Below are 25,935 nucleotides of genomic sequence, written 5' to 3'. Positions count from 1 at the left end.
CTTCTGTTTCGGGCATTGAAAAAGGCACGGCGGCTGTTCTGCGTTTCCCTGTCCGGGACTACAGTCCGATCACATCGCTCATATCATACATTCCGGCTTCCTTCCCCACAAGGAATTTTCCGGCTTCCACTGCACCCTTTCCAAACACGCTTCTCGAATAAGCCGAATGTTTGAACTCAATCACCTCATCCGTGCCGGCAAAGATCACTTCGTGATCCCCTACAATCGAGCCTCCGCGGACCGCTGAGATCCCGATCTCATGACTGTCCCTCTTTGCGCGCACCTGGCTTCTGTCATATACATAGCGGTACTCTCCTCCCAGCGCCTCGTTTACCGAATCCGCAAGAGCCAGCGCTGTTCCGCTTGGAGCGTCCAGCTTCTGGTTATGATGCCGCTCTACCAATTCGATATCGAATCCGGCAGGCGCCAGCACTTTTGCCGCGTTTTTAAGAAGTCCCATAAGCAGGTTAATTCCGAGAGACATATTGGCAGACTTCAGCACCGCGATCTTCTTTGAAGCCTCATCCACCTTCCGGAGCTGCTCTTCGGAAAGCCCGGTTGTACAGAGAACAACCGGAAGTCCTTTTGACACACAGTAGTCAAGAAGGCCGTCCACTGCCCCTGCGTTGGAAAAATCAATCACCACGTCCACATCCACATCGCACTTTTCGACAGAATCGAACACCGGATAGTCATTTGCAATACCTGTGTAGGAGTCCACGCCGGCAGCAATCACCGCATTTTCCTCATTCCTTACGATCTCCGTGATCATCCTGCCCATCTTTCCGTTGCAGCCATGCATCATCATTTTTATCATAATGTACCCTCCTGTTTCTCAATGACATATGAAATGATGCTGGGTTCCCAGGCTCTTTTCCCGCTTATGAGCAAGCTCATGCCGGTTCATGCCTTTTGCCGCTGGCATCATATAAATAAGGATATCATATAAGAGAATGAATCTCAATACATGATATCCTTTTAACATACTAAGGATCAGTCATCCATACACTCCAGTTTGCTCACCGACACCTCATATGCGGTCCTTGTTTCCGTCTCCGTCTCGGAAAGCTTCTTTATATATTCTCTGCTCTGAATCCTTCCGAGAATCCGCACATGTTCTCCTACTTCAAATCCTGCCGCGTATCTGGCGTTGCGCCCCCAGCAGATACACGGTATATAGTCCGACTTTCCGTATGGACGGTTCACCGCTAAAAGCAGATCGGCGATCTCACGCCCAAGAGGGGTCTTTCTGTACACCGGACGCTTGCACATGTACCCTTCCAGAAGAATATGATTCGTCCTCGCCCCGTCCGGCTCCTCGTCGATAAACTCGATCTCCCGCGCAAACACTGAGAGCACCAGCCTGTTTCTCTGCTCTTCATGGCGGTTGTACGACCGGAACTGCCCTGTTACCATAATGCTCTTTCCCCTGTAGTCCTGCGTCACATCGATGAGCCGCTCCGATACCATCACCGGGATCGTGTCATTTGAACTGCTCAGCCTCTTTACAAGGATATCGACCATGTAAAACCCTTCTCCGAATACCTCGTGGCTGTATGTAAACTCCGATACCACCGCTCCAATGACTGTTACCTGATTGTTCTCAATAATCTTATCCGACATAACTGTAGTTCTCCCTTCCTCTTACCGGTATTTTTGAGTCACTACTAAATGTATGAGCCTTGCCCGCCTGATAGAACTCTGTATGCGCGGAATCGTTCGACATGTTTCCTGAGAAGCACCGACATATTTTTTGCACCCTTGTAAATTTCGGATTTTATGATAAAATAAAAAAGTTGCAGTTATTTTTCAGTTCCAAAGAAAGAGTGCGAAAAACTATGAAGACAAAACGTGAAGATGTAAGAAATATTGCGATTATCGCCCATGTCGACCACGGCAAAACAACGCTTGTCGACGAACTTTTAAAACAAAGCGGAGTGTTCCGTGAAAACCAGGAGGTTGCCGAGCGCGTCATGGACTCCAACGATATCGAGCGCGAGCGCGGCATCACCATCCTGTCCAAAAACACAGCCGTTCACTACAACGGCACAAAAATCAATATCATCGACACCCCCGGACATGCCGACTTCGGCGGCGAGGTAGAGCGCGTGCTCAAGATGGTAAACGGCGTAATCCTTGTCGTTGACGCTTTCGAGGGCGCCATGCCCCAGACAAAGTTCGTTCTGAGAAAAGCCCTGGAGCTCGACCTTCCGGTCATCGTATGCATCAACAAAATCGACCGTCCCGAGGCACGTCCCGAGGCTGTCATCGACGAGGTGCTGGAGCTTCTGATCGATCTGGGCGCCTCCGACGAGCAGCTGGAATGCCCGTTTGTGTTTGCCTCCGCAAAGACAGGCGTGGCGTCACTGGATCCGGCGGAAGAAGGAACGGACATGAAGCCTCTGTTCGAGACAATTATCGACTATATCCCCGCGCCGGAAGGAGATCCGGAAGCCCCCACCCAGGTACTGATCAGCACCATCGACTACAATGAATATGTAGGCCGGATCGGGATCGGAAAAGTGGACAACGGCACCATCTCCGTGAACCAGGATATGATCCTTGTCAACCACCACAATCCGGATAAACAGGAAAAGGTAAAGATCAGCAGGCTCTACGAGTTCGACGGGCTGGACAAGGTGGAAGTAAAGGAGGCGACCATCGGCTCCATCGTTGCCATCTCCGGCATTTCGGATATTTCCATCGGAGATACTCTCTGCTCACCGGAAAATCCGGTTGCGATTCCGTTCCAGAAGATCTCTGAGCCCACGATCGCCATGCAGTTTATTGTAAACGACAGTCCCTTTGCCGGACAGGAGGGCAAATATGTAACATCCCGTCATCTGCGCGACCGCCTGTTCCGTGAGCTCAACACAGATGTGAGCCTCCGTGTGGAAGAGACGGACAACACCGACAGCTTCAAAGTGTCCGGGCGCGGAGAACTCCACCTTTCCGTCCTCATCGAAAACATGCGCCGGGAGGGCTATGAATTTGCGGTGAGCAAGGCTGAAGTTCTCTACCATACCGACGAAAACGGCAAAAAGCTCGAACCGATGGAAACCGCGTACATCGACGTTCCGGATGAATTCACAGGCGTGGTGATCGAGAAGCTCGGCCAGAGAAAAGGCGAGCTCAAAAACATGGGCCGTTCCAACGGCGGCTATACACGCCTTGAATTTTCCATCCCGGCCAGAGGGCTGATCGGCTACCGCGGTGAATTTCTCACCGACACAAAGGGAAACGGTATTCTGAACACAAGCTTTGACGGCTATGCGCCGTACAAGGGCGATATCCAGTACCGGAAACAGGGATCCCTCATCGCCTTTGAGACCGGCGAATCCGTAACTTACGGATTGTACAGCGCGCAGGAGCGTGGTACACTGTTTATAGGACCCGGCGAGAAAGTGTACGCCGGAATGGTCGTCGGACAGAACGCAAAAGCGGAGGATATCGAGCTCAATGTGTGCAAGACAAAGCACCTGACCAACACCCGTTCTTCCAGCGCGGACGAGGCTTTAAGGCTTACGCCGCCGCGGATTTTGAGTCTGGAGCAGGCGCTTGATTTCATCGACACGGATGAGCTTCTGGAAGTCACCCCGATCTCTCTTCGAATCCGCAAGAAAATTCTCGACTCAAGAATGCGCAAGCGCAGCAATATGAAATAACAGTACAGAACCGTACATGAAAAGAATGAAAGTGTCAGATTCCGCCGGCCAAATTTACGAATCAAGGGAGGTCCAAATGGGAAAATACGCAATCTTATTTCTCACCTATCTTACAAGAGTTTTGGAGTTCATCATTGCCGTGCTGCTGGCCTGCGGAATCATCATTATGACATTTGACATGGCTGTTTCCATCGATGCGCTCACCAATCTCTCCATCTACCCGAACTATGATGATCTGCTGACAGGATGCTTCAACCTGATTATCGGAGTGGAGCTCATCCGCATGCTTTACCTGCACACGCCGATCACTGTCTTTGAAGTGCTCCTGTTCGCCATCGCCAGACAGATCATCGTGGATCATTCTTCGCCGCTGAACAGCCTGCTCGGCGTCATCGCCATTGCCATTCTGTTCGCCACAAGACGTTTCCTCTTCTCACCCTTTGACGAAACAGACAAGACGATCTTCCGCTCCAGCCAGAAAGTGTACCAGGTCAACCGCCTGTTCGGACTTTCCATCCCCTATGAAGAAAAGAGCGACAGTCTTCTCGATGTGTTTCTTGCCAAAGCCAATGAGGAGGGCGCGGATATCGGGACCGGCGCGTGCGTTTACTTTTCCGATTTCGGTCTGCGCATCGCAAAGATGAGAGACGGAAAAATAACGCGAATTGAAGTGATTCGTTCTATACAACAATGACTCCGCATGTTATAATATTTACATAATATAAACATAGATTTTACACATGTTTATGTTAAGTATGAACAAAAAGGAGTTGAACAGCATGAATTTTATCATCAGTGGAAAAAACATTGAGGTGACAGCCGGACTCAAAGATGCAATTGAGCAGAAATTAGGAAAACTTGAAAGGTACTTCACTCCTGAAACAGAAATCAACGTGACGCTCAGCGTGGAAAAAGAACGTCAGAAAATCGAGGTGACAATCCCCGTAAAAGGCAATCTCATCCGTTCCGAGCAGACAAGCAGTGACATGTACGTCTCCATTGATCTTGTGGAGGAAATCATTGAGCGCCAGCTCCGCAAATATAAAAACAAGCTGGTCGCAAGAAATCAGGGACACCCCACAGCGTCTGTTCCTGCCGGAAGCATCAAAAAAGAATTTATTGAATCCGAGGAGGCTTCCCCCGAAGACGATGAGATCCGCATCGTCCGCACAAAAAGATTCGGCGTCAAGCCCATGTATCCGGAAGATGCCTGCCTCCAGATGGAGCTTCTCGGCCACTGCTTTTTTGTATTCTCCAACGCCGAGACGGATGAAGTCAATGTTGTATATAAAAGAAAAGACGGCTCTTTCGGACTGATTGAACCGGAATTTTCCTGATTTTACACACAGGATGGAGGGACAACCAAAAAAAGAAAGCCGCCCCGTCTGTAAACAGACAGCTGGCAGAGCGGCTGATATCCCTTGTTTTACGGGCCAGCGTCTTGAGACGCTGGCCTTTACTGTACCCAGACTGCCGCCTGAATTCTTGTTTTTCAGGCAAGGCAGCGTATTCCCGAAAATGTGCAGGAGGATTTAATTATGAAAGCCCTATTTATCGGAGGAACCGGAACTATCAGCGCAGCAATTACGGAGCTTGCTGTCAGACAGGGGATCGAGCTGACACTCCTTAACCGCGGCCGGACAGCATGCGAGCTTTCCGGGAATGTCCGGGTAATCCATGCGGACATCAACGAGGAAGAGGAGGCTTCAAAGGCTCTGAAAGATGAATCTTTTGACGTGGTTGCGAATTTCATCAGCTTTACACCCGGGCAGGCCCGGCGCGACATCCGCCTGTTCTCCGGCAGGACGGATCAGTATATTTACATCAGTTCCGCGTCAGCCTATCAGAAGCCGTGCTCCCATTATCTGATTTCAGAGAGTACGCCATTGTCCAATCCATACTGGACCTATTCACAAAATAAAATCATCAGTGAAAACATCCTCCTGGATGAATATCGGAAAAGCGGATTTCCCGTCACAATTGTCCGTCCGAGCCATACCTATGGCCGTACAAAGATTCCTGTCGCAGTGGACGGCAGAAACGGAGGCTGGCCAGTTGTCTCACGAATCATGCGCGGCAAGCCTGTTATCATCCACGGCGACGGTCTTTCTCTGTGGACCTTTACCCACAATACTGATTTTGCACGCGCTTTTCTCGGCCTGATGGGCAATTTCCATGCGATCGGTGAGGCCGTGCAGATCACTTCCGATGAGACGCTTACCTGGAATCAGGCATATGAAATCATCGGGCGCCATATCGGGAAAGCACCCGAGATCGTTCATATGTCGGTAGACTTTCTTGCAGCTTCGAATCCGGAATACCGCGCGTCACTGACTGGCGACAAGGCAAATTCCGTAGTATTTGATAACAGCAAAATCAAGCGCCTTGTTCCGGGCTTCCATGCAGATGTCCGCTTTGACCAGGGAGTGGGGGAATCAATCCGCTATATCCTTGCCCACCCGGAATATCAGAAGGAAGATCCCGGGTTTGATGTCTGGTGCGATCGCATGATCGATATATATCGGCGCGCCATGCAGGAAGCTTCCCAAATTAAAATGTAGCGGAACCCCTGTTTTTATGTCTAAACCAAAGGTTCCTTCGGATAAATCTTCAGTCCGTCCGGGGTGTCCGCGAACCAGCATTCGTCCAGTTTTTCCATCACTGCCCGGCCTCCCGTCGCTTCCATAAGCTCTTTTTCCACCGCGCTTTTCTCCCCGCTTTGAATCAGGGCATATATTTCAACGCTGTCCGTATAAAGCGTATCAAGCAGTGCGGTGCCGCGCTGCGCGAGAAGATGCTGGATTTTTCCGAGCCCCGTGTAGTCTGTCTTAATCTTCACTCTCACCCCGTAAATTTTCGTGATAATCTTTGCGTTTTCAAACGCTTCTCTGGCTGCTGAAGTGTATGCCCGCACAAGTCCTCCCGTTCCCAGCAGTGTCCCGCCGAAATAGCGGGTTACGACTACAAATACATCCGTCACGCCATACCCTCTTATCACTTCGAGAATCGGTTTTCCCGCCGTCCCCGCCGGCTCTCCGTCATCGCTTAATCGCTCACTTACCGGATTTCTTCCGGTCACATAGGCCCAGCAGTGGTGCCGGGCATCCCAGTACCGTTTTCTGATTTCCTCCAGGCACTCCATCGCCTCTTCTCCGGATGAAACAGGTATCACTTCCGCGATAAATCTGGATTTTTTCATTGTAAATTCCCCGTCTGCCCTGCCGTATACTGTACGGTATTCCATGACTTTTCCTCCTAATGTGCAGTTTCCCGCTGCCTTTTTCCGGAAGGCAGCACTGTCTCTTCACCTTATAATACAGATGCGTCTGATTGTCAATAGAAACAGATCTGCTTAACACTTATAAGGAATAATTTCCTCATTGGAAACAGAAAATAATTCTTTAGAAAATATGAAGATTTTATTTTTTCCTTTATTTAGGCTGCTATCTCTGGTATAATCTATAGGAATTGAAAAGGAGGATGCTATTCGTGAATTACGGAAAAAATAATCTTTCCCGAAAGAAGAAACGTATCTCATCCAAAAAAAGGATGAAACAGAAACGGGTTGGCGTACGTTTTTTTAAGGCCATCGTAATCTGCATGATCCTTCTGGCGGTAATCTGTGTCGTCGGTGCCGGTATTTTCGCAAAAAAGATCATCGACAATGCTCCCGCCGTATCGGCTGAAGATATTCTTCCGCAGGGATACACAACAAATATTACGGACCGGAACGGTACTGTAATCGAAACGCTGAAAGATTCCGACTCAAACCGTGTATACAAGACATACGAAGAGATTACGGCGAACTCGGAATATCTTCCTCACGCTTTTGTAGCGATCGAGGACGAGCGTTTCTACGATCACAACGGAATTGACCTGCAGGGTATTATCCGTGCCGGACTTGTAGGTATTACGAACGGATTTAACTTCTCGGAAGGAGCCAGTACGCTGACGCAGCAGCTCATCAAGAACAATTTATTTCCGGACTTTGTCAATGAGAAGACGTTTTTTGACCGTCTGGAGAGGAAACTTCAGGAGCAGTATCTTGCCCTTGAGTTCGAGAAGGAAATGAGCAAAACCGAGATTCTGGAAGCCTACATGAATACGATTAATCTGGGCCAGGGATGCCTCGGTGTACAGACCGCTTCCCTGAGATATTTCAACAAGGATGTGGCGGATCTTACGCTCTCTGAGTGCGCGGTCATCGCGGCAATCACCCAGAATCCGACAGAATATGATCCCGTTGTCTATCCGGAGGCCAACTCCGAGAGACGTGCGGTCGTTCTGAGCAACATGCTGGAACAGGGTTATATTACCCAGGCGGAATATGATGAGGCAATTGCTGATCCGGTTTACGACCGGATTCTTCAGACATCCACTGTCACGGAAGATACGACTCCTTACTCCTATTTTACGGACGCGTTGATTGAGGACGTCATTCAGGATCTGATGGATGAAAAGGGCTATTCCGAAGCCCAGGCCTACAATCTTCTGTACAGCGGCGGGCTTACAATTCAGTCCACGCAGGATACTTATATCCAGCAGATATGCGACACCGTTGTCGCGGATGAGTCCAACTATCCGATTACAGAATACGGCATCGAGTATGCCCTTACCGTGTACTGGGCTGACGGAACCGTGGAAAACTACAGCAAAGAAAACCTTGCCTCGTACCTATCGTCCACATACGGCGATTCAAACCCGCTCGTGTTCAGCAGCCAGGATGAAGCTTACGCGGCTGTCGAGGAGTACAAAAGCTATCTCGGCATCAACACAGAAGCCGGCGACAGCGTCGATGAAAACATCAATGTCACGCTTCAGCCGCAGGTTTCCGTCGTTGTGATGGATCAGTATACCGGACAGGTCAAAGCCATCGTAGGAGGACGCGGCGAGAAGACGACAAGTCTTTCCCTGAACCGCGCCACAAGCACCACAAGGCAGCCGGGATCCTGTTTCAAGGTTCTGTCCACTTACGCGCCCGGACTCAACGAGTGCGGTATGACACTGGCCACAACAATCAAGGACGAGCCCTATAAATACGCCAGCGGCCAGCAGGTCAACAACTGGGACGGCGTATACCGCGGAGACACCCGTGTCAGATACGCGATCGAGCACTCCATGAACGTATGCGCAGTCCGTACGCTGACAGAGACGGTCGGCCTGGAAAAGGGCTATGAATACCTTCAGAATTTCGGATTTACGACGCTTGTCAACGATGATCCCGATTATCCGGGCATGTCGGATATTGCGCAGTCTACTGCTCTTGGCGGAATCACGCGGGGCGTATACAATCTTGAAATGACTGCCGCATATGCCGCCATTGCCAACGGAGGGACTTATACAGAGCCGACACTTTACACACAGATCCTGGATCACGACGGGAACGTGCTCATTGACAACACTTCACCGGCCACCCACGAAGTAATCAAGGAATCCACCGCTTATCTTCTGACAAGCGCCATGGAGGACGTAATCAACCGGGGAACCGGTACAACCGCAAGATTAAGCGGTATGTCCGCGGCCGGGAAAACCGGTACGACAGAGAACAGCACCGACCTGTGGCTTTCCGCATTCACACCGTACTACACAGCTTCCGTATGGGGCGGATACGATGAGAACAAGCATATGGAAAGCATCAGCCAGTCATGGCATATGTCCATTTGGAGACAGATCATGCAGCAGATTCATGAGGGACTTTCAGATACCGGCTTTGAAGTGCCTTCCTCGGTTGTGCAGAAAACGATCTGCACACAGACAGGTAATCTGGCAGTAAGCGGATGCCCGACACTGACCGAATATTTTGATGTGGACAATGTGCCTACCCAGAGCTGTGCGGGTCACAGAACCACGACCACGGAGGAAGAGGAAGAGGATACGGATAAAGAAAAGGAAGAAACAGATACTTCCGATTCTGAGACAGAAAATACGGATCCGACGACGCCGACTGATCCGTCAACTCCGACGGACCCGACAACTCCGACCGATCCGACGACACCGACGGACCCAACCGATCCGACCGATCCGACGACGCCGACCGATCCGACAACTCCTCCTGAAACAACAGGATAAGAGAGAAAGGGCGCTGCCGCAGAATTCTGCGGCAGCGCCCTCTTTCTTCTTTTCGTTTCATACTCTATTTCAAATCAGTCTCCGAGTACAAGCTTAGCAGCTCCGCAGATCCCGGCATCGTTTCCGAGCTTTGCCAGAACGAACCGGACATCCCTGTGAGCGAAAAACGCCTTCTCAAGATAAGGCTCCTTTATATAAGACAGGAGCACTTCTCCGGCCTTGGATACGCCTCCGCCGATAACAAACACTGCCGGATCCGCTACAGCCGCAATCGTGGCAAGTCCGTGGCCGAGATACCTTCCGAACGTGACAGCGATATCTTTTGCCACCTCGTCTCCTGCTTTCACGGCGTCAAATACATCCTTTGCCGTTACAGTCTCACGGTCCAGTATCGTGGAGCGTGTCTCATTCTCAAGCTGTCTCCGGGCAAGACGGACAATTCCCGTGGCAGACGCATACTGCTCCAGACATCCTTTGTTTCCGCAGCCGCATTTCTCCGTTTCCTCATAGTTCACGCAGATATGACCAATCTCTCCGCCGGCCCCATGCGCCCCCACAAGCATTTTCCCGTCTACGATAATTCCGCCTCCGACACCGGTGCCGAGGGTCACCATGACGACATTTTTCTCGCCTTCTCCGCCGCCCTTCCACATCTCTCCGAGAGCGGCCACATTGGCGTCATTTCCGACCTCTGTCCTTAACCCGGTCGACTCTTCCAGTTCTCTTTTGACTTCCTTGTATTTCCAGCCCAGATTTGCAGTTCCGTTGACAATCCCGGCTGACGTCACAGGTGCCGGGACTCCAACACCGATTCCCGCGATTTCCTCCTTTTTCAGTCCCCGCTCAGTAATTTTTCCGTTGATGGCAGATGCAATATCGGGAAGAATCGCCGCTCCTTCATTTGCGACGACTGTAGGGATTTCCCACTTGTCTAGTATCGTTCCGTTCTCCTCGAAGATTCCCATCTTCACTGTAGTGCCGCCTATGTCCACACCAAAACAATATTTCATGGATTCTGTTCTCCTGTTCTCTGTTTATCTTCTCTTTGCAAGATTTTCCTGAACTCTCTTGTAAAGTTCCTGTGCCGCGTTGTATCCCATCTGTTTCTGTCTGTGGTTGACTGCGGCTGACTCGACGATAATGGCCAGATTTCTTCCCGGACGGAGCGGAATACTGTGGCAGACAACTTTGTTCCCGAGGAACTCTGTATACTCTTCCTCAAGTCCCAGCCTGTCGTACTCTTTTTCCCTGCTCCAGTCTTCCAGGGTGATGACAAGATCGATATTCTGAGTCTCTCTGACACTCTGCACACCGAACATGGACTTGACGTCCACAATTCCGATTCCTCTCAGCTCGATAAAATGCTTCGTAATATCCGGCGCGGAACCGACAAGCGTCTCATCGCTCACCTTGCGGATCTCAACCACGTCGTCCGTGACAAGACGATGGCCTCTCTTGATCAGCTCCAGAGCCGCCTCGCTCTTTCCAATCCCGCTCTCTCCCATAATCAGGACGCCGATTCCGTATACATCCACAAGTACCCCGTGGATGGAGATGCAGGGCGCCAGTTTTACATTCATCCAGCGGATAATCTCCGCCATGAAGTCCGATGTCTGTTTTGGTGTCTTGAATACCGGCACTCCGTATTTTACCGCCAGTTTCAGGAACTGCTCTTCCGGATCCATATCCCGGCAGTACACAATGCAGGGAATCGGATGCTGGAGCAGCTTGTCATAAATTTGTACGCGCTCTTCCACCGGGCGTGTATGCACATAAGTATACTCCACATTTCCAATAATCTGCACCCGGTTCGAGTCAAAATGATCGAAAAACCCCGCCAGCTGAAGCGCCGGTCTGTTCACATCAGGCACATTGACTTCTTTCTCAAGCATATCCACTTCAGGGGTAAGATTTTTCAAATCCATCTTCTCAACAATTTCACTTAATTTGATCCCTTGTCCCATAAATTTTCTCCTTTTCCTTCTTATCTGACTTCTTTAATCATATCACTAATGAAAGAACTTGTACACTGATTCCGCCGCTTTTTCGTTCATGGAAGGAATAGCGGAGAGCTCCTCCACATTCGCCGCACGTATGGCATCCAGGCTGAGATAATGACGCATGAGTGCCTTCCTTCTGGCAGGTCCGATTCCCTCGATATCGTCAAGGACAGAGTGTACCTGCCCTTTTCCGCGCAGCTGGCGGTGGTACTCGATGGCAAAGCGATGGGCCTCGTCCTGAATCCGCGTAATCAGGCGGAATGCCTCGGAGGACTTGTCGATCGGTATCTCCTCGTTCTGATAGTACAGTCCCCTTGTCCGGTGATAATCATCCTTCACCATTCCGCAGACAGGAATATTCAGATGAAGGCTGTCCAGCACTTCCAGAGCCACGTTTACCTGTCCTTTTCCGCCGTCCATGAGAATCAGATCCGGGAACACGGTAAATTTTCCAAGCCCCTCATTTTCCTCCCTCTCTTTCAGGCCGTGGGTAAAGCGTCTTGTGAGGACTTCACGCATACTGCCGTAATCGTCCGCTCCCTTAATTCCTCTGATTTTGAATTTTCGGTAATCGTTGCGCTTCGGCTTTCCCTTCTCATACACAACCATAGATCCCACCGATTCAAACCCGTTCGTGTTGGAGATGTCGTACGCCTCCATGCGCACGATTCCTTCCAGCTCAAGAAGCGACGCCAGCTCTTTCACCGCTCCGATAGTACGCCCTTCCTCCCGCTTCAGCCTCTCCCTGTCCTTGGTCAGAACAAGGCGCGCATTCTCGGCGGCAAGCTCCACAAGCTTCTCTTTCGTTCCTTTTTTCGGAACTTTTATCACCACTTTCTGGCCCCGCTTTGCGCCAAGCCACGTCTCAAGAAGCTGCTGATCCTCCACTTCCTCCTGAAGCATAAGCTCTCCCGGAATATAGGGCGTTCCCGCATAGTACTGTTTGATAAAACTGTCCAGAATCTCTGCCCTGCCGTCTCCTTTCGAGATGCGCAGATAGAAGTGGTCCCGGCCGATCAGCCTGCCGCCGCGGATAAAGAACACCTGGACAACTGCGTCCTCTTCCTCGGATGCCACGGCAAGCACATCCCGGTCCTCCCCGCTGGAATCTGTGATCTTCTGCTTCTGAGCCACTTTCTTTACACTGTTTAGCAGCTCCCTGTATTCGATCGCGCGCTCAAATTCCAGCGCCTCGGAAGCAGCGTTCATCTTCTCTTCCAGCTCGCCCAGAATCAGGTCGTAGTTCCCGTTCAGGAAACGGATCACCTCATTAATGGCCTTCCCGTACTCTTCCTTTGAAATATACCCCTGGCACGGAGCATCACACTGATGGATGTGATAATTCAGACAGGGCCTTTCCTTCCCGATATCCCTCGGGAGATTTCTGCTGCAGCTTCTCACATGGTACAGTTTGTGAATCAGATCAATCGTGTCTCTGACCGCCTGTGCGCTCGTGTACGGACCGAAATAGCGTGACCTGTCCTTCAGCATCTTCCTGGAAAGCAGAACACGCGGAAAGTCTTCTCCCGTCGTCACCTTGATAAAGGGATACGTCTTGTCGTCCATAAGCATTGTATTGTATTTCGGTCTGTGCTCCTTGATCAGATTGCACTCCAGTACAAGCGCTTCCAGCTCCGAATCTGTCACAATGTACTCAAACCGCCGGATATGCGTCACCATCTGTTCGATCTTGACTCCTTTGTTCCGGCTGCTCTGAAAATACTGGCGCACCCGGTTTTTCAGACTGACCGCCTTTCCCACATAGATGATGCGATCCTGCTCATCGTGCATAATGTAGACCCCTGGCCTGCCGGGGAGTTTCTTCAGTTCTTCCTGTATATCAAAATTATTATTTTCCATGCTCTTTATTATACTTGTCTCCCTGAAAAATACAAGTTCGTTTGTATGTTTTATGGAAAAAGAAGGCAGGAATTTTCCTCCTTCTGCCGGCAGCAAAAACCCCCGGCATTCCTGCCGGGGGCTTCCTGTCATTCTTCTGTATTTCTCACTTCAGTACATTCTTCTGCAGGCTGCTCCTGCTGCGTATTCTCCGCTTCAGAATTTTCCTCCGCAGGCTGCTCCTGCCCTGCATTCGCCGCTTCGGGAGTTTCCACTGCAGGCTTCTCCTGCCCTGCATTCGCCGGCTTCATGGCAATTCTCTGCTTGTGTTCTGCTTCCGTTTCCCCGTCTTCTTCATCAGGTTCCGGAATTCCCTTTACCTCCCGGAATATTTTCATAAATTCTTTTCCGGTGATGGTCTCCTTCTCAATCAGGAATGCGGCGATCTTATCCAGTGCATCTCTGTTCTCCGACAGAAGTCTCTTGGCCTCCGCATAGGCGGCCTTTAACATCTTCATAACTTCCTCGTCAATCTCGCCTGCCGTTGCGTCTCCGCAGTTTAACACAGCTCTTCCGTCCAGATAACGGTTCTGAATCGACTCAAGGCCCATCAGCCCGAACCGCTCTGACATACCGTACTGTGTGATCATGGCACGAGCGATCTTGGTTGCCTGCTCAATATCGTTGGCCGCTCCTGTCGTCACAGTGTCAAATACAATCTCCTCCGCCGCACGGCCTCCAAGTGCCACCACGATCATCGCCTCAAGTTCTTTCTTCGTATTCAGGAACTTCTCTTCCTCCGGAGTCTGCATGACATATCCGAGGGCTCCCATCGTCCTTGGTACGATCGTAATCTTCTGCACCGGTTCGGTATTTTTCTGAAGAGCGGTCACAAGCGCATGTCCTACCTCGTGATAAGAGACAATTCTGCGCTCCTCCTTGCTCATGATGCGGTCTTTCTTCTCCTTGCCGACAAGGACAACTTCCACCGCCTCAAAGAGATCTTTCTGGCTGACTACCTGTCTGCCGTGCTTTACCGCATTGATGGCCGCCTCATTGATCATGTTCGCCAGATCCGAGCCTACCGCTCCGGATGTGGCCAGCGCGATTGCCTCAAGGTCCACGCTCTCATCCATCTTCACGTCTTTCGCGTGGACTTTCAGGATGTCGATACGTCCTTTCAGATCCGGTTTGTCTACGATGATCCTCCGGTCAAACCGTCCCGGACGGAGAAGCGCCGGGTCGAGAATCTCCGGCCGGTTTGTAGCCGCCAGAATGAGGAGTCCCTTGTTCGTGTCAAATCCGTCCATCTCCGCCAGGAGCTGGTTCAAAGTCTGTTCACGTTCATCATTTCCGCCCAGGGCAGAATCTCTCGTCTTTCCGATGGCATCAATCTCGTCGATAAACACGATACACGGCGCCTGCTGCTGCGCCTGCTTGAACAGATCACGCACACGGGACGCGCCCACACCCACATACATTTCTACAAACGCAGAACCGGAGAGCGAGAAGAACGGCACTTTCGCCTCTCCGGCAACCGCCTTGGCAAGAAGCGTTTTTCCGGTTCCCGGCGGTCCCACAAGAAGCGCTCCCTTCGGAAGCTTCGCTCCGATACCGCTGTATTTTCCCGGATTATGCAGGAAATCCACCACTTCCTGAAGAGATTCCTTCGCCTCATCTTCTCCTGCCACATCCTGGAATGTAACTCCGGTCTCTTTCTCCATGTACATCTTGGCATTGCTCTTTCCGATGCCCATCATGCCGCCGCCCTTTGACATTCTCCTGAAAACGAACGACAGAAGCAGCGCCATCAGTCCGATGGGAAGAATCAGTGTGATGAACAGTTCCAGGATCAGCTGTCCCATCGTATCCGCAGGCTGGCTTCCGAACTTCACGCCCGCGTCGTTCAGCGTCTGCACCAGTGTATAATCGTTGACGTAACCGGTATAGTAATCCGGGTCCGAACTGCCCGTGCTTTCCGGGTCCGCCGCAGAGTCGGAGCTTCCCGAATCCGTACTTTCCGACGAACCGGAACCGTTCTGAAGCTGTTCCTCGATCTGCCCCATAATACTGTCTATGCTTCCGGACTGGCTTTCCTCACTCTCCGCCCGGGAGTTTCTCGCCTCATCGGTAAGCGTAATGTAGATCCGGTCGCTGTTTAATGTGACTTCCGCCACTTCCCCGTCTTCGACCATAGTCAGGAATTCATCATAACTGATCTCTTCCGGACCTGATCCCTGCATCAGGGAATAAAAACCCATCACCATAAAAGTGACCAGCAGGGTTGTAATGAGGATGATCCCCCAGCCCTGCCGGTTATGGTTCGGATTATTCTTATTATTCTGATTGTCCATTCTTTTCCTCCTAAAATCCGCTATTTTCATTATAAAGACAGGTTTTGCATAAATCAATAAAAAGATTATGAAAATATTGTAAAACCATGAGTTTTTATAGTATACTGGGTACGAAATATGTCCTGCGGCATGCCGCTTATTTCCATACTGCTGCAGCCCGGACAGACAACAGACAAAATCAGAACAAGTGGGGAATGAAAAGAAATGAGAATCGGTTTCGACAACGAAAAATACCTGAAAATGCAGTCCGAACACATCCGAAACAGGATTGGCCGCTTTGACAACAAGCTCTATCTGGAGTTCGGCGGAAAACTTTTCGACGACTATCACGCATCCCGCGTGCTTCCCGGATTCGCACCGGACAGCAAGCTGCGGCTGTTAAAGGAATTGAGCAGCCAGGCGGAGATCGTCATCGTCATCAGTGCGAAAGATATTGAGAAGAACAAAATCCGCGGAGATCTCGGAATCACCTACGACACGGACGTACTCCGTCTGATCCAGACATACCGGGATCAGGGGCTTTATGTGGGAAGCGTCACAATCACGCAGTTCTCCGGCCAGGAGAGCGCCCTGCTGTTTAAAAACAGACTGGAAAATATGGATATTCCCGTATATCTTCACTATATTATTCCGGGATATCCGTCCAACATTCCTCTGATCCTCAGCGAGGAGGGCTATGGAAAGAACGACTATATCCGGACAAGCCGTCCTCTCGTAATCGTCACGGCTCCCGGTCCCGGAAGCGGAAAGATGGCAACCTGTCTTTCCCAGCTCTATCACGAGCACAAGAGAGGAATCCGGGCGGGATATGCCAAATTTGAGACATTCCCGATCTGGAATCTCCCGCTGAAGCATCCGGTCAATCTCGCGTACGAGGCTGCCACTGCGGACTTAAACGATGTCAACATGATTGACCCCTTCCATCTGGAGGCGTACGGGGAAACGACAGTCAACTACAACCGAGACGTGGAAATCTTTCCCGTGCTCAACACGATCTTTGAGAAAATCTACGGGGAAAGTCCATACAAGTCTCCGACCGATATGGGCGTAAACATGGCGGGCAACTGCATCTGCGATGACGAGGCGTGCCGGGAGGCTTCCTGCCAGGAGATCATCCGGAGATACTATGCGGCGCTCAACGCTCTTGTCAAAGGGGATGCGTCCGACAACGAGGCACAGAAAATTGAGCTTCTTATGAATATGGCGGGAATCACTCCGGCAGACCGCAGAGCCGCTGTGAGCGCCCTCGAACGTGCGAAGGAAACCGGCGGCCCCGCTGCTGCCATGGAGCTTCAGGACGGAACCATTGTCACCGGAAAAACAACCAATCTGCTCGGAGCATCCGCCGCGCTTCTGCTCAACGTTCTCAAAGTGCTGGCCGGAATCGATCACGAGCAGCACATCATATCGCCGGAATCCATTGAGCCGATCCAGAAGCTCAAAGTCGACTATTTAAAGAGCAAAAACCCGCGGCTCCACACAGACGAAGTGCTCATTGCCCTGTCTGCCAGCGCAGCCGCAAACCCGCAGGCAGAGCTGGCTCTTTCCCAGCTTCCCAAGTTAAACGGCTGCCAGGCCCACACTTCAGTGATGCTCTCCGACGTGGACATTAAGATTTTCAAAAAGCTCGGAGTACAGCTTACATGCGAGGCAGTATTTGAACACATGATCCTCTCATAATCTGAAGAAGTTTTATAAGATTGAAAAAACTGTTGTATTTTTTTCTTCTGCTGGTGTATACTATATAAGTATTTTTACTGTGAAGCTTATACAGTCTGACCATATGTGTGATATCGCCGCAACGGCGCGGCCCCATATCATGGTCAGACTGTACTCTTTTTTGGGGAAATAAGCGGAATTACAGTGTAAATTGCAGCTAAAGAAAGATTCTACAGGAGGGCGCTATTATGGCAGTTAAATATGTATTTGTAACGGGCGGTGTTGTCTCGGGACTCGGAAAAGGCATCACAGCCGCATCTTTGGGACGCCTCTTAAAGGCACGCGGCTACACCGTCACCATGCAGAAATTCGACCCCTATATCAATATTGACCCGGGTACAATGAATCCGGTGCAGCACGGAGAAGTATTCGTCACCGATGACGGTGCGGAGACAGACCTCGACCTGGGCCACTACGAGCGTTTTATTGACGAGAGCCTGACGAAAAATTCGAATGTGACAACAGGAAAGATCTACTGGTCCGTGCTTCAGAAGGAACGCCGGGGAGATTTCGGCGGAGGAACCGTTCAGGTTATCCCTCATATCACAAACGAGATCAAGAGCAGATTTTACCGCAATCCGGCAGCAGAGGAAACAGAGATCGCCATCATTGAAGTGGGCGGAACCGTAGGTGACATCGAGAGTCAGCCGTTCCTCGAATCCATCCGCCAGTTTCAGCACGAGAAAGGGCCGGAGAACGTCATCCTCATCCATGTCACACTGATTCCGTACCTGCGCGCTTCCCAGGAGATGAAGACAAAGCCCACCCAGGCAAGCGTGAAGGAACTGCAGGGAATGGGAATCCAGCCGGATATCATTGTGTGCCGTTCAGAGTATCCTCTTGACTCCGGCATGAAAGACAAGATCTCCCTGTTCTGCAATCTGCCCGCAAGCCATGTGCTCCAGAATCTGGATGTGGAATATCTCTACGAAGCGCCTCTTGCCATGGAAAAAGAGCGTCTGGCAGAAGTAGTATGCGAATGTCTCCATCTGGACTGCCCGGAGCCGGATTTAAAAGACTGGACCGAGATGGTGGAAAACCTGCGCCATCCCACCCAGGATGTGACCGTTGCTCTCGTAGGAAAATATATCCAGCTTCACGACGCCTACATCAGCGTTGTAGAAGCGCTCAAACACGGGGGCATCTACTCTCACACAACGGTGAACATCAAGTGGATTGACTCCGAGACCGTGACAGAGGAAAACGCAGACGAGCTCTTCTCTGACGTAAGCGGCATCCTTGTGCCCGGAGGTTTCGGCCACCGCGGAATCGAGGGAAAGATCGAGGCCATCCGCTACGCCCGCACTCATGGCATTCCCTTCCTCGGCCTTTGCCTTGGAATGCAGCTTGCCATCGTTGAATTTGCCCGCAACGTGATCGGTTACCATGACGCGCACAGTATGGAGTTAAAACCGGACACGACGCACCCGGTCATTCATATCATGCCTGATCAGGTCGGCGTGGAGGATATCGGCGGCACACTCCGTCTGGGCGCTTATCCCTGTATCCTCAAAGAAGGCTCTCTTGCCGAAAAGCTCTATGGCTCAAGAGAGATCAGCGAGCGCCACCGTCACCGCTATGAGGTAAACAATGATTACCGGGAAGTACTGGAAAAAAACGGCATGTCCCTGTGCGGGCTCTCGCCCGACAGCCGCATCGTGGAGATGATTGAGATACCGTCCCACCCGTGGTTTATCGCGACCCAGGCCCACCCGGAGCTCAAATCACGGCCCAACCGGCCCCATCCTCTGTTCAAAGGGTTCGTGGAAGCGGCGCTCAAAAAGCAAAACGAACATTAAAACCATTCACTTCCGAAAATGAGCGGACGTCTCTACGACAAAACAGTTTCCGGCAGGAAGAAAAAAGATCTCTCATGAACCTGTGTTGCATGAGCGGCGAGTGGAGCGCTCTTGCGCGACTTTGAGCAAGGGAATGCAATCACAGTTTCAGGAGAGATCGTCATATAAGCCATATTCAGTTTCTATTTCCGGAGGGCAGTTTACCGGTCGGACAAAGACAGCTTCCCCCACATCTCCTCCACAATCCTCTCATACACGGCACATTTTTCCGCCTTCTTTATTTTCTTGGCGTATTTTGCGGAGTCTTCAAATATGGGTGCCAGGTAGCTCCAGAGTTCCTTCATCTTATAGAGGATCGTCCGGTCTCCGGACATCTCCCTGCAGTACCCCTCGTAAACCATATCATGGAAGCGGCGCAGTTCCTCCTTGTCCGCACTTTTTCCTCCCTTCATCTTCCGGGCAAGAGCCGGATCGGCGAGAACGCCCCGCCCGGTCATGATACCGGCAACCTCCGGATACGCTCCGGCAATGCGTTTTGCATCCTCCGGCGTTCTGATATCCCCGTTATAGCAGACCGGACTGCGGCTCGTTTCGTATGCCAGCGAAAACGCCTCCATATTTGGCGTATTCTTATAAAAATCTTTCTGAACCCTCGGGTGTACGATCAGTTCCGCAAGAGGGTATTGGCCATAAATTTCCAGCAGCCGCAGAAATTCTTCCGCATCTTCCATCCCGATCCGCGTCTTGACCGAGATGCGCAGACTGCACTTTTCAAAAACCTCATCGAGAAAACGGTTCAGCTCCTCCGGCCGGGCAAGGAATCCTGCTCCCCTTCCCTTTGTAACCACCGTCTTCGAGGGACATCCGAGATTCAGGTTGATCTCCTCATATCCGTAACATTCCAGTTTCTCCGCCGTGCGGATAAAATCCTCCGCCCGGTTTGTAAGGATCTGGGGAACCGTCTTCATTCCCTGATTATGTTCCGGCATGATGTCCTTCTTCTCACGGGCGCTTAAATGTCCCATCTGGTTCGGTCTGATAAACGGCACGAAATATTTGTCAAACCCGCCGAAACACTCGTGCAGTGCCCGCCGGTATATCCATCCTGTAATGCCCTCAAGGGGCGCCAAATAAACTCTCATGTCCCTAAGGTATTACAGCAGACATCTCCTTGTCAAGCAGAAAATGTTATGCTAAGATAGTTGCAGGCCGAAAACATCCGGGGAAACCCGATCCGAAAAATTTTCTAAAGGAGAGAGAAAATGCATACAATCAGAAAGTTCATAGACTACTATGCGCCGTATAAAGCGGTCTTTTTTATTGACCTTTTCTGTGCGGCAGTCATCAGCATCGTGGACCTCGCCTACCCGCAGATCCTCCGCACGATGACAAATACACTCTTTACAGAGGACAGCAGCGCCATACTGAAAGCCCTGCCGCTTCTTGCCGCGGGCCTTCTCATCATGTACATCGTGCAGAGCCTCTGCAAATATTATGTCAGCTACCAGGGCCACATGATGGGCGCCAACATGGAGCGCGACATGCGCCAGCAGCTTTTCGACCACTATGAGAAGCTTTCCTTTTCCTACTACAGCCGCAATAATTCCGGACAGATGATGAGCAAGCTCGTATCCGATCTGTTCGATATCGCAGAGTTCGCCCACCACGGGCCGGAAAACCTGTTTATCTCTGTGGTAAAGATCGTGGGATCTTTCATCTTCCTCTTCCTGATCAACTGGCGGCTCGCGCTTCCGCTCATTGTACTTGTGTTCTGCATGTTTGTGTTCTCTGTCCGCCAGAATCAGCGGATGCAGGAGACGTTCATGGAAAACCGGCGCAAGATCGGCGATGTCAACTCCAGTCTTCAGGATACGCTGGCCGGAATCCGCGTCGTTCAGTCTTTTGCCAACGAGGACATTGAGAGGGAAAAATTCAAAAAAAGCAACCACGCGTTTCTCATTTCAAAGAAAAACAATTACAACTGCATGGGAAGCTTTATGGGATGGAACCTGTTTTTCCAGGGCATGATGTATCTTGTGACGCTCGTATACGGCGGTTATCTCATCGCCAACGGTCTTATGGAGCCGGTGGATCTTGCCATGTACGCCCTGTACATCGGCATCTTTATCAGCCCCATCCAGATCCTTGTAGAGTTGATTGAGATGATGCAGAAAGGTCTGGCCGGGTTCCGCCGCTTCCTCGATGTAATGGATACTGAGCCGGAGATCGTAGATGCGCCGGATGCAAAGCCCCTCACAGACGTAAAAGGGCGTGTATGCTATGAGGACGTATCCTTCCACTACAGCGATGACGACACGCCGGTTCTCTCCCACGTATCCTTTGAGATTCCCGCCGGGAAGTCCATCGCCCTTGTAGGGCCTTCAGGAAGCGGAAAGACGACGATCTGCTCTCTTCTGCCCCGCTTCTACGATGTGACCGGCGGACGGATCACCATCGACGGAAAAGACGTGCGCACACTGTCCCTTAAGAGCTTAAGAAGCCAGATCGGCATGGTACAGCAGGATGTATACCTTTTCTCCGGCACGATCCGGGACAATATTGCCTATGGAAAACCGGGAGCGTCCATGGAGGAGATCATCACCGCGGCAAAGGAAGCCAACATCCACGACTTTATCCAGGAACTTCCGGACGGATACGACACCTTTGTCGGCGAACGCGGCGCCCGTCTCTCCGGCGGCCAGAAACAGCGCATCTCCATCGCCCGCGTCTTCCTGAAAAACCCGCCGATTCTCATTCTGGACGAGGCCACGAGCGCCCTTGACAATGAGAGTGAGCGCTGGATTCAGCAGAGCCTCGAGGAGCTGTCAAAAGACCGGACAACGATCACCATCGCCCACAGACTGTCCACCATACGGAATGCGGACGAGATCATCGTGATCACAGAGGACGGCATCGCAGAGCGAGGAACCCACGAATCTCTTCTCGAGAAAGGCGGCATCTACGCGCGCTATTACAATATGTAAGATTCTGTCAAACGGGTACAGGTTTCGATCCTGTACCCGCTTTTTGTACAGGCGACGCTCAGAAGTCCGGGCTTGCCCGAGACCTTGGCGGCCGCTTACGACTCATATCTGACCATCTCCCTTTTGAGTCTCTGCATGATTTTCTTCTCCAGCCGGGAAATATACGACTGGGAGATGCCGAGCATGTCTGCCACCTCCTTCTGCGTCTTCTCCTTCCCCTCCGGATTGTCCAGCCCGAAGCGCATCTTCACAATCAGTTTCTCCCGGCTGCTTAACTTGTTAAGCGCACGGACAAGCAGCCTTCTCTCCGCTTCATTTTCCAGATCCCGGTAAATCGTATCCTCGTCTGTTCCCAGTATATCGGAGAGAAGCAGTTCATTTCCATCCCAGTCCACATTGAGCGGCTCGTCAATGGACACTTCCAGCCTTGTCTTGCTGTTGCGCCGCAAATACATGAGAATCTCATTCTCAATACAGCGCGAAGCGTAAGTCGCAAGCTTGATCTTCTTTGTCGGATTGAATGTGTTGATGGCCTTGATCAGCCCGATCGTTCCGATGGAGATCAGATCCTCCACCCCGACTCCTGTATTGTCAAATTTTTTAGCTATGTATACAACCAGCCGGAGATTATGTTCGATGAGAGTCTTCTTTGCCTCCTCGTCATACTCTGTTCCCAGCCTGCGGATCATCTCGCTCTCTTTTGCCCCTTCCAGCGGAGGCGGGAGTACTTCCGTCCCTCCAATGTAGTGTATCTCTCTCCCGTTCCCGAATAACAGGCTTCTGATATCCGGTATGACCCGCATTTTGAACTGCTGCGGAACAGCTGACTTAACCACCATCTTTTCTCCTCCTAAACTCTTATTGAACGGCACATGGCTTTTATATCTCTTATTCTGACAGCAGCTCCGGATTCAGAATCATCTCATATGCTCCGTCTCCGGACAATGTCTCTTCTCCCACTCCGACAAGCGGATTCATGATCCATCTCTCCTCTTCCATGTGGATGCACATTTTCTCAATCCGGAAGACCTTCATCACACTCTCCCCTCCAACGCATCGGTATGGTATCACATGAAACCCTCTCTCCTTCTCAGGGTTCTCTGTGATCTCTTTTACAAGCTCCGGATCAAGAATACTGACGGGGTCTCCTGACACAAAATCTCTCAGGCTGTTTCCGGTGTCCAGAAGCGCGCTCACTTCTGTTTCTCCGCATCCCGTGCAGAGTGTCACGGTCCTCAGGCTGCTCTTCTGTACACACAGGCGGGACATCACTTTCCAGCTTCCGAGAAAAAGGAAAAATCCAACAGCGGCCGCAGCATAAAAGATACTGGCATACCGCATATACGGGCGGAGGATCTGCATAATTCCTCCCATGAAGACAGCAGACACATACAAAAGCAGAAACGCTCTCACAAAGCCGGCTGCGCCTTCATACCCCAGCCCGATCAGCAGCATCAGACTGTTTACCACAAGATGGAACAAAAGCATTCTGGCAGCTGCCGGGAGGGGTAACGCAATTACAAAGCAGGTCAGTACGCTGCCCGACGCTCCGCCGAGCATCAGACGCCAGTACGGCTGCCCGCGTTTGAGCACTCTGTTTACAGCTGTCAGAAGCAGACTGTCAATCATGAAATTTTCAAGAAAGAAAAGATCGATGTACAGCTCATAGTACATGGCTCACCTTCTTTCCCAGCTTCTGCCGGTTCGGGTTTTATTATATAGCTGTGACTGTCTGAAATTTGTCAGATGATGACAGATTGGAAAAAATATATTTCGACAAAGATGAAGACGGATAAGAGAAACGATTTTCCGGCAAAGGAACAAAAAGCTCTGCAGAGGAATCCTTTTCCCCGCAGAGCTTTTGAAAATCATATGAACATGTCAGCCTGTCCCGCTTATTTCTTAAAGAAATCCGGAATCTTGATGGACTGCTCTTTTACATTACTGGACGGTGTTCTCGGCTGCAGTGTCGGCATTGTTCCGCCCTGCGGTCTTGCCGCTGTCCGGTTCTCATTATCAAGACGGCTTCTCACCGGTGATTCTCCTGACGGAAGAATGGAACCGACTTTCTGCTGTCCCTCCAGTCTCGCTTTCAGCTTGGATGCGCTGCCGCCCACATTATGTAAGCCGGTCGCGATAACTGTGATTGTACATTCGTCTGACTTCGTGTCGTCGTACATCGCACCGAAGATAATGCTTGCGCCTTCTCCTGCCAGCTCCTGCACATAATCAGCTGCATCTGATGCATCCATAAGTGTAATATCACCGGATACATTGACAATGACATTGGACGCGCCCTGGATCGTCGTCTCAAGCAGCGGGCTTGCAACCGCCTCTTTCGTCGCCTCAAGCGCCTTGTCGTCACCTCTTCCGGATCCGATACCGATATGAGCAATACCCTTGTCCTTCATAACAGTCTGGATGTCCGCAAAGTCGAGGTTGATCAGGGACGGAACATTGATCAGGTCTGTGATACCCTGGATACCCTGCTGAAGCACTTCATCCGCTTTCTTGAGCGCTTCCGGCATGGTCGTGCGTCTGTCCACAACTTCGAGAAGCTTGTCATTCGGAATTACAATAATTGTATCTACATTCTCTTTTAATTTATCAATACCTGTAAGCGCATTCTGCATTCTTGTCTTGGACTCAAAACGGAACGGCTTTGTCACAACTCCGACTGTCAGAGCGCCCTGCTCCTTCGCAATACGAGCGATTACCGGCGCTGCACCTGTACCGGTTCCGCCGCCCATACCGCATGTTACGAACACCATGTCCGCTCCCTTTAATGCGGCTGAGATCTCCTCTGAACTTTCCTCTGCTGCCTTCTCTCCTACTTCCGGCTGCGCTCCCGCGCCCAGTCCCTTAGTAAGTTTCTCTCCGATCTGCATAAGAGTCGGTGCCTTACAGAGCTGAAGCGCCTGTTTATCTGTATTTACTGCGATGAATTCCACGCCCGCGATCTGTTCGTCGATCATGCGGTTCACAGCGTTATTTCCGCCGCCGCCCACTCCGACAACAATAATTCTTGCGGCCGCTTCTGATTCGTTGGTCTTAATTTCTAACAAGAGTATTTCCTCCTTTGTCGTCTTATTAATTTCTTATACATCCCTGATATTGAACGCTATAATCCAATAAGTATATAATATAGTTTTTTTTGCAAATAATCAATAGATTTTTTCCTGTTTTACTGATTTTTTATACAACAGTTCAGCCATAGAAACACTTGGGAGCAGAAAGCATGCTTGCATGGTTTCTCTCCTGAGTGTTTCTATGGACTGAGCGCCTTCTTATGAGCAAAGCTGCGGCGTATGCCGCGGGAAGCACGCCAGTGCGGCTTTGCGAATGGCGCGGCTGAACTGTTGCTCCCTCATCCAGCCCTGAAACACTTGGGAGCAGAAAGCATGCTTGCATGGTTTCTCTCCTGAGTGTTTCTATGGACTGAGCGCCTTCTTATGAGCAAAGCTGCGGCGTATGCCGCGGGAAGCACGCCAGTGCGGCTTTGCGAA

General features: G+C 51.0%; 19 protein-coding genes. 8 read left to right on the top strand and 11 right to left on the bottom strand.

Features of this window, described 5'->3' with window-relative positions:
* Window positions 1-58: 58 nt before the first annotated feature.
* Complete coding sequence (gene dapB / locus LKD70_RS06005; protein ID WP_227707133.1) at window positions 59-817, bottom strand: 4-hydroxy-tetrahydrodipicolinate reductase; 759 nt, start codon at window positions 815-817, stop codon at window positions 59-61.
* A gap of 176 nt (window positions 818-993) precedes the next feature.
* Window positions 994-1,623, bottom strand: a complete 630-nt coding sequence (locus tag LKD70_RS06000) for a single-stranded DNA-binding protein (RefSeq protein ID WP_227707132.1) — start codon at window positions 1,621-1,623, stop codon at window positions 994-996.
* Between the two features lie 215 nt (window positions 1,624-1,838).
* On the opposite strand from LKD70_RS06000, the gene typA reads away from it, so the two are divergent.
* The 4 genes from typA to LKD70_RS05980 all read left to right on the top strand — a co-directional run bounded on the left by typA (window position 1,839) and on the right by LKD70_RS05980 (window position 6,226).
* The gene (gene typA, locus LKD70_RS05995) at window positions 1,839-3,665 is read left to right on the top strand and encodes a translational GTPase TypA (protein ID WP_227707131.1); all 1,827 of its coding nucleotides are present in this window, start codon (window positions 1,839-1,841) and stop codon (window positions 3,663-3,665) included.
* A 76-nt stretch (window positions 3,666-3,741) separates the two neighbouring features.
* Window positions 3,742-4,359, top strand: a complete 618-nt coding sequence (locus LKD70_RS05990) for a transporter (protein ID WP_227707130.1) — start codon at window positions 3,742-3,744, stop codon at window positions 4,357-4,359.
* Window positions 4,360-4,444: 85 nt separating this feature from the next.
* Entirely contained in the window at window positions 4,445-5,002 is a 558-nt protein-coding gene (hpf, locus tag LKD70_RS05985; RefSeq protein WP_227707129.1) for a ribosome hibernation-promoting factor, HPF/YfiA family, read from the top strand.
* Between the two features lie 201 nt (window positions 5,003-5,203).
* The gene (locus tag LKD70_RS05980) at window positions 5,204-6,226 is read left to right on the top strand and encodes an SDR family oxidoreductase (protein WP_227707128.1); all 1,023 of its coding nucleotides are present in this window, start codon (window positions 5,204-5,206) and stop codon (window positions 6,224-6,226) included.
* A 20-nt stretch (window positions 6,227-6,246) separates the two neighbouring features.
* Here LKD70_RS05980 and LKD70_RS05975 read toward each other — a convergent pair whose 3' ends face one another.
* Window positions 6,247-6,909 (bottom strand): YigZ family protein, encoded by a 663-nt coding sequence (locus LKD70_RS05975; protein ID WP_227707127.1) that lies wholly within the window; start codon window positions 6,907-6,909, stop codon window positions 6,247-6,249.
* A 245-nt stretch (window positions 6,910-7,154) separates the two neighbouring features.
* Between LKD70_RS05975 and LKD70_RS05970 the strand changes: the two genes are divergently transcribed.
* On the top strand, window positions 7,155-9,734 hold the full coding sequence (locus LKD70_RS05970; protein ID WP_227707126.1) for a transglycosylase domain-containing protein: 2,580 nt from the start codon (window positions 7,155-7,157) through the stop codon (window positions 9,732-9,734).
* 74 nt (window positions 9,735-9,808) lie between these two features.
* Here LKD70_RS05970 and LKD70_RS05965 read toward each other — a convergent pair whose 3' ends face one another.
* The 4 genes from LKD70_RS05965 to ftsH all read right to left on the bottom strand — a co-directional run bounded on the left by LKD70_RS05965 (window position 9,809) and on the right by ftsH (window position 15,927).
* Window positions 9,809-10,744 carry an ROK family glucokinase gene (locus LKD70_RS05965; RefSeq protein ID WP_227707125.1) on the bottom strand — a complete coding sequence of 312 codons (936 nt, stop codon included), beginning with the start codon at window positions 10,742-10,744 and terminating at the stop codon, window positions 9,809-9,811.
* 24 nt (window positions 10,745-10,768) lie between these two features.
* Window positions 10,769-11,698 (bottom strand): HPr(Ser) kinase/phosphatase, encoded by a 930-nt coding sequence (gene hprK, locus LKD70_RS05960; protein WP_227707124.1) that lies wholly within the window; start codon window positions 11,696-11,698, stop codon window positions 10,769-10,771.
* Window positions 11,699-11,743: 45 nt separating this feature from the next.
* On the bottom strand, window positions 11,744-13,594 hold the full coding sequence (gene uvrC / locus LKD70_RS05955) for an excinuclease ABC subunit UvrC (protein ID WP_227707123.1): 1,851 nt from the start codon (window positions 13,592-13,594) through the stop codon (window positions 11,744-11,746).
* Window positions 13,595-13,722: 128 nt separating this feature from the next.
* Window positions 13,723-15,927, bottom strand: coding sequence for an ATP-dependent zinc metalloprotease FtsH (ftsH, locus tag LKD70_RS05950; protein WP_227707122.1), 2,205 nt, complete (start codon window positions 15,925-15,927; stop codon window positions 13,723-13,725).
* A 204-nt stretch (window positions 15,928-16,131) separates the two neighbouring features.
* On the opposite strand from ftsH, the gene LKD70_RS05945 reads away from it, so the two are divergent.
* Together LKD70_RS05945 and LKD70_RS05940 are read left to right on the top strand one after the other, a co-directional pair.
* On the top strand, window positions 16,132-17,607 hold the full coding sequence (locus tag LKD70_RS05945; protein ID WP_227707121.1) for a DUF1846 domain-containing protein: 1,476 nt from the start codon (window positions 16,132-16,134) through the stop codon (window positions 17,605-17,607).
* 227 nt (window positions 17,608-17,834) lie between these two features.
* Entirely contained in the window at window positions 17,835-19,445 is a 1,611-nt protein-coding gene (locus LKD70_RS05940; RefSeq protein WP_227707120.1) for a CTP synthase, read from the top strand.
* A gap of 200 nt (window positions 19,446-19,645) precedes the next feature.
* Here LKD70_RS05940 and LKD70_RS05935 read toward each other — a convergent pair whose 3' ends face one another.
* Window positions 19,646-20,587: a tRNA dihydrouridine synthase gene (locus tag LKD70_RS05935; protein WP_227707119.1), complete on the bottom strand. Its 942-nt coding sequence runs from the start codon at window positions 20,585-20,587 to the stop codon at window positions 19,646-19,648.
* Window positions 20,588-20,707: 120 nt separating this feature from the next.
* On the opposite strand from LKD70_RS05935, the gene LKD70_RS05930 reads away from it, so the two are divergent.
* The gene (locus LKD70_RS05930) at window positions 20,708-22,429 is read left to right on the top strand and encodes an ABC transporter ATP-binding protein (protein WP_227707118.1); all 1,722 of its coding nucleotides are present in this window, start codon (window positions 20,708-20,710) and stop codon (window positions 22,427-22,429) included.
* Window positions 22,430-22,524: 95 nt separating this feature from the next.
* Here the strand turns inward: LKD70_RS05930 and sigE are convergent, their stop codons facing one another.
* The 3 genes from sigE to ftsZ all read right to left on the bottom strand — a co-directional run bounded on the left by sigE (window position 22,525) and on the right by ftsZ (window position 25,494).
* Entirely contained in the window at window positions 22,525-23,268 is a 744-nt protein-coding gene (gene sigE / locus LKD70_RS05925) for an RNA polymerase sporulation sigma factor SigE (protein WP_227707117.1), read from the bottom strand.
* A gap of 49 nt (window positions 23,269-23,317) precedes the next feature.
* Complete coding sequence (locus LKD70_RS05920) at window positions 23,318-24,103, bottom strand: sigma-E processing peptidase SpoIIGA (RefSeq protein ID WP_227707116.1); 786 nt, start codon at window positions 24,101-24,103, stop codon at window positions 23,318-23,320.
* Window positions 24,104-24,324: 221 nt separating this feature from the next.
* The gene (ftsZ, locus tag LKD70_RS05915) at window positions 24,325-25,494 is read right to left on the bottom strand and encodes a cell division protein FtsZ (RefSeq protein WP_227707115.1); all 1,170 of its coding nucleotides are present in this window, start codon (window positions 25,492-25,494) and stop codon (window positions 24,325-24,327) included.
* Between the last annotated feature and the right edge of the window lie 441 nt (window positions 25,495-25,935).

Origin of the sequence: Ruminococcus turbiniformis (genome assembly GCF_020687545.1) — a bacterium.
Classification (GTDB): domain Bacteria; phylum Bacillota; class Clostridia; order Lachnospirales; family Lachnospiraceae; genus Mediterraneibacter; species Mediterraneibacter turbiniformis.
The sequence above is the reverse complement of the archived record's forward strand: the minus strand, read 5'-3'. Positions and strand labels throughout refer to the sequence as shown.

Bases quoted from the DNA above. Each gene is read 5' to 3' on its own strand.
- dapB (WP_227707133.1), bottom strand. From the start codon at position 817: ATGATAAAAATGATGATGCATGGCTGCAACGGAAAGATGGGCAGGATG.
- LKD70_RS06000 (WP_227707132.1), bottom strand. From the start codon at position 1,623: ATGTCGGATAAGATTATTGAGAACAATCAGGTAACAGTCATTGGAGCG.
- typA (WP_227707131.1), top strand. From the start codon at position 1,839: ATGAAGACAAAACGTGAAGATGTAAGAAATATTGCGATTATCGCCCAT.
- LKD70_RS05990 (WP_227707130.1), top strand. From the start codon at position 3,742: ATGGGAAAATACGCAATCTTATTTCTCACCTATCTTACAAGAGTTTTG.
- hpf (WP_227707129.1), top strand. From the start codon at position 4,445: ATGAATTTTATCATCAGTGGAAAAAACATTGAGGTGACAGCCGGACTC.
- LKD70_RS05980 (WP_227707128.1), top strand. From the start codon at position 5,204: ATGAAAGCCCTATTTATCGGAGGAACCGGAACTATCAGCGCAGCAATT.
- LKD70_RS05975 (WP_227707127.1), bottom strand. From the start codon at position 6,909: ATGGAATACCGTACAGTATACGGCAGGGCAGACGGGGAATTTACAATG.
- LKD70_RS05965 (WP_227707125.1), bottom strand. From the start codon at position 10,744: ATGAAATATTGTTTTGGTGTGGACATAGGCGGCACTACAGTGAAGATG.
- hprK (WP_227707124.1), bottom strand. From the start codon at position 11,698: ATGGGACAAGGGATCAAATTAAGTGAAATTGTTGAGAAGATGGATTTG.
- uvrC (WP_227707123.1), bottom strand. From the start codon at position 13,594: ATGGAAAATAATAATTTTGATATACAGGAAGAACTGAAGAAACTCCCC.
- ftsH (WP_227707122.1), bottom strand. From the start codon at position 15,927: ATGGACAATCAGAATAATAAGAATAATCCGAACCATAACCGGCAGGGC.
- LKD70_RS05945 (WP_227707121.1), top strand. From the start codon at position 16,132: ATGAGAATCGGTTTCGACAACGAAAAATACCTGAAAATGCAGTCCGAA.
- LKD70_RS05940 (WP_227707120.1), top strand. From the start codon at position 17,835: ATGGCAGTTAAATATGTATTTGTAACGGGCGGTGTTGTCTCGGGACTC.
- LKD70_RS05935 (WP_227707119.1), bottom strand. From the start codon at position 20,587: ATGAGAGTTTATTTGGCGCCCCTTGAGGGCATTACAGGATGGATATAC.
- LKD70_RS05930 (WP_227707118.1), top strand. From the start codon at position 20,708: ATGCATACAATCAGAAAGTTCATAGACTACTATGCGCCGTATAAAGCG.
- sigE (WP_227707117.1), bottom strand. From the start codon at position 23,268: ATGGTGGTTAAGTCAGCTGTTCCGCAGCAGTTCAAAATGCGGGTCATA.
- LKD70_RS05920 (WP_227707116.1), bottom strand. From the start codon at position 24,103: ATGTACTATGAGCTGTACATCGATCTTTTCTTTCTTGAAAATTTCATG.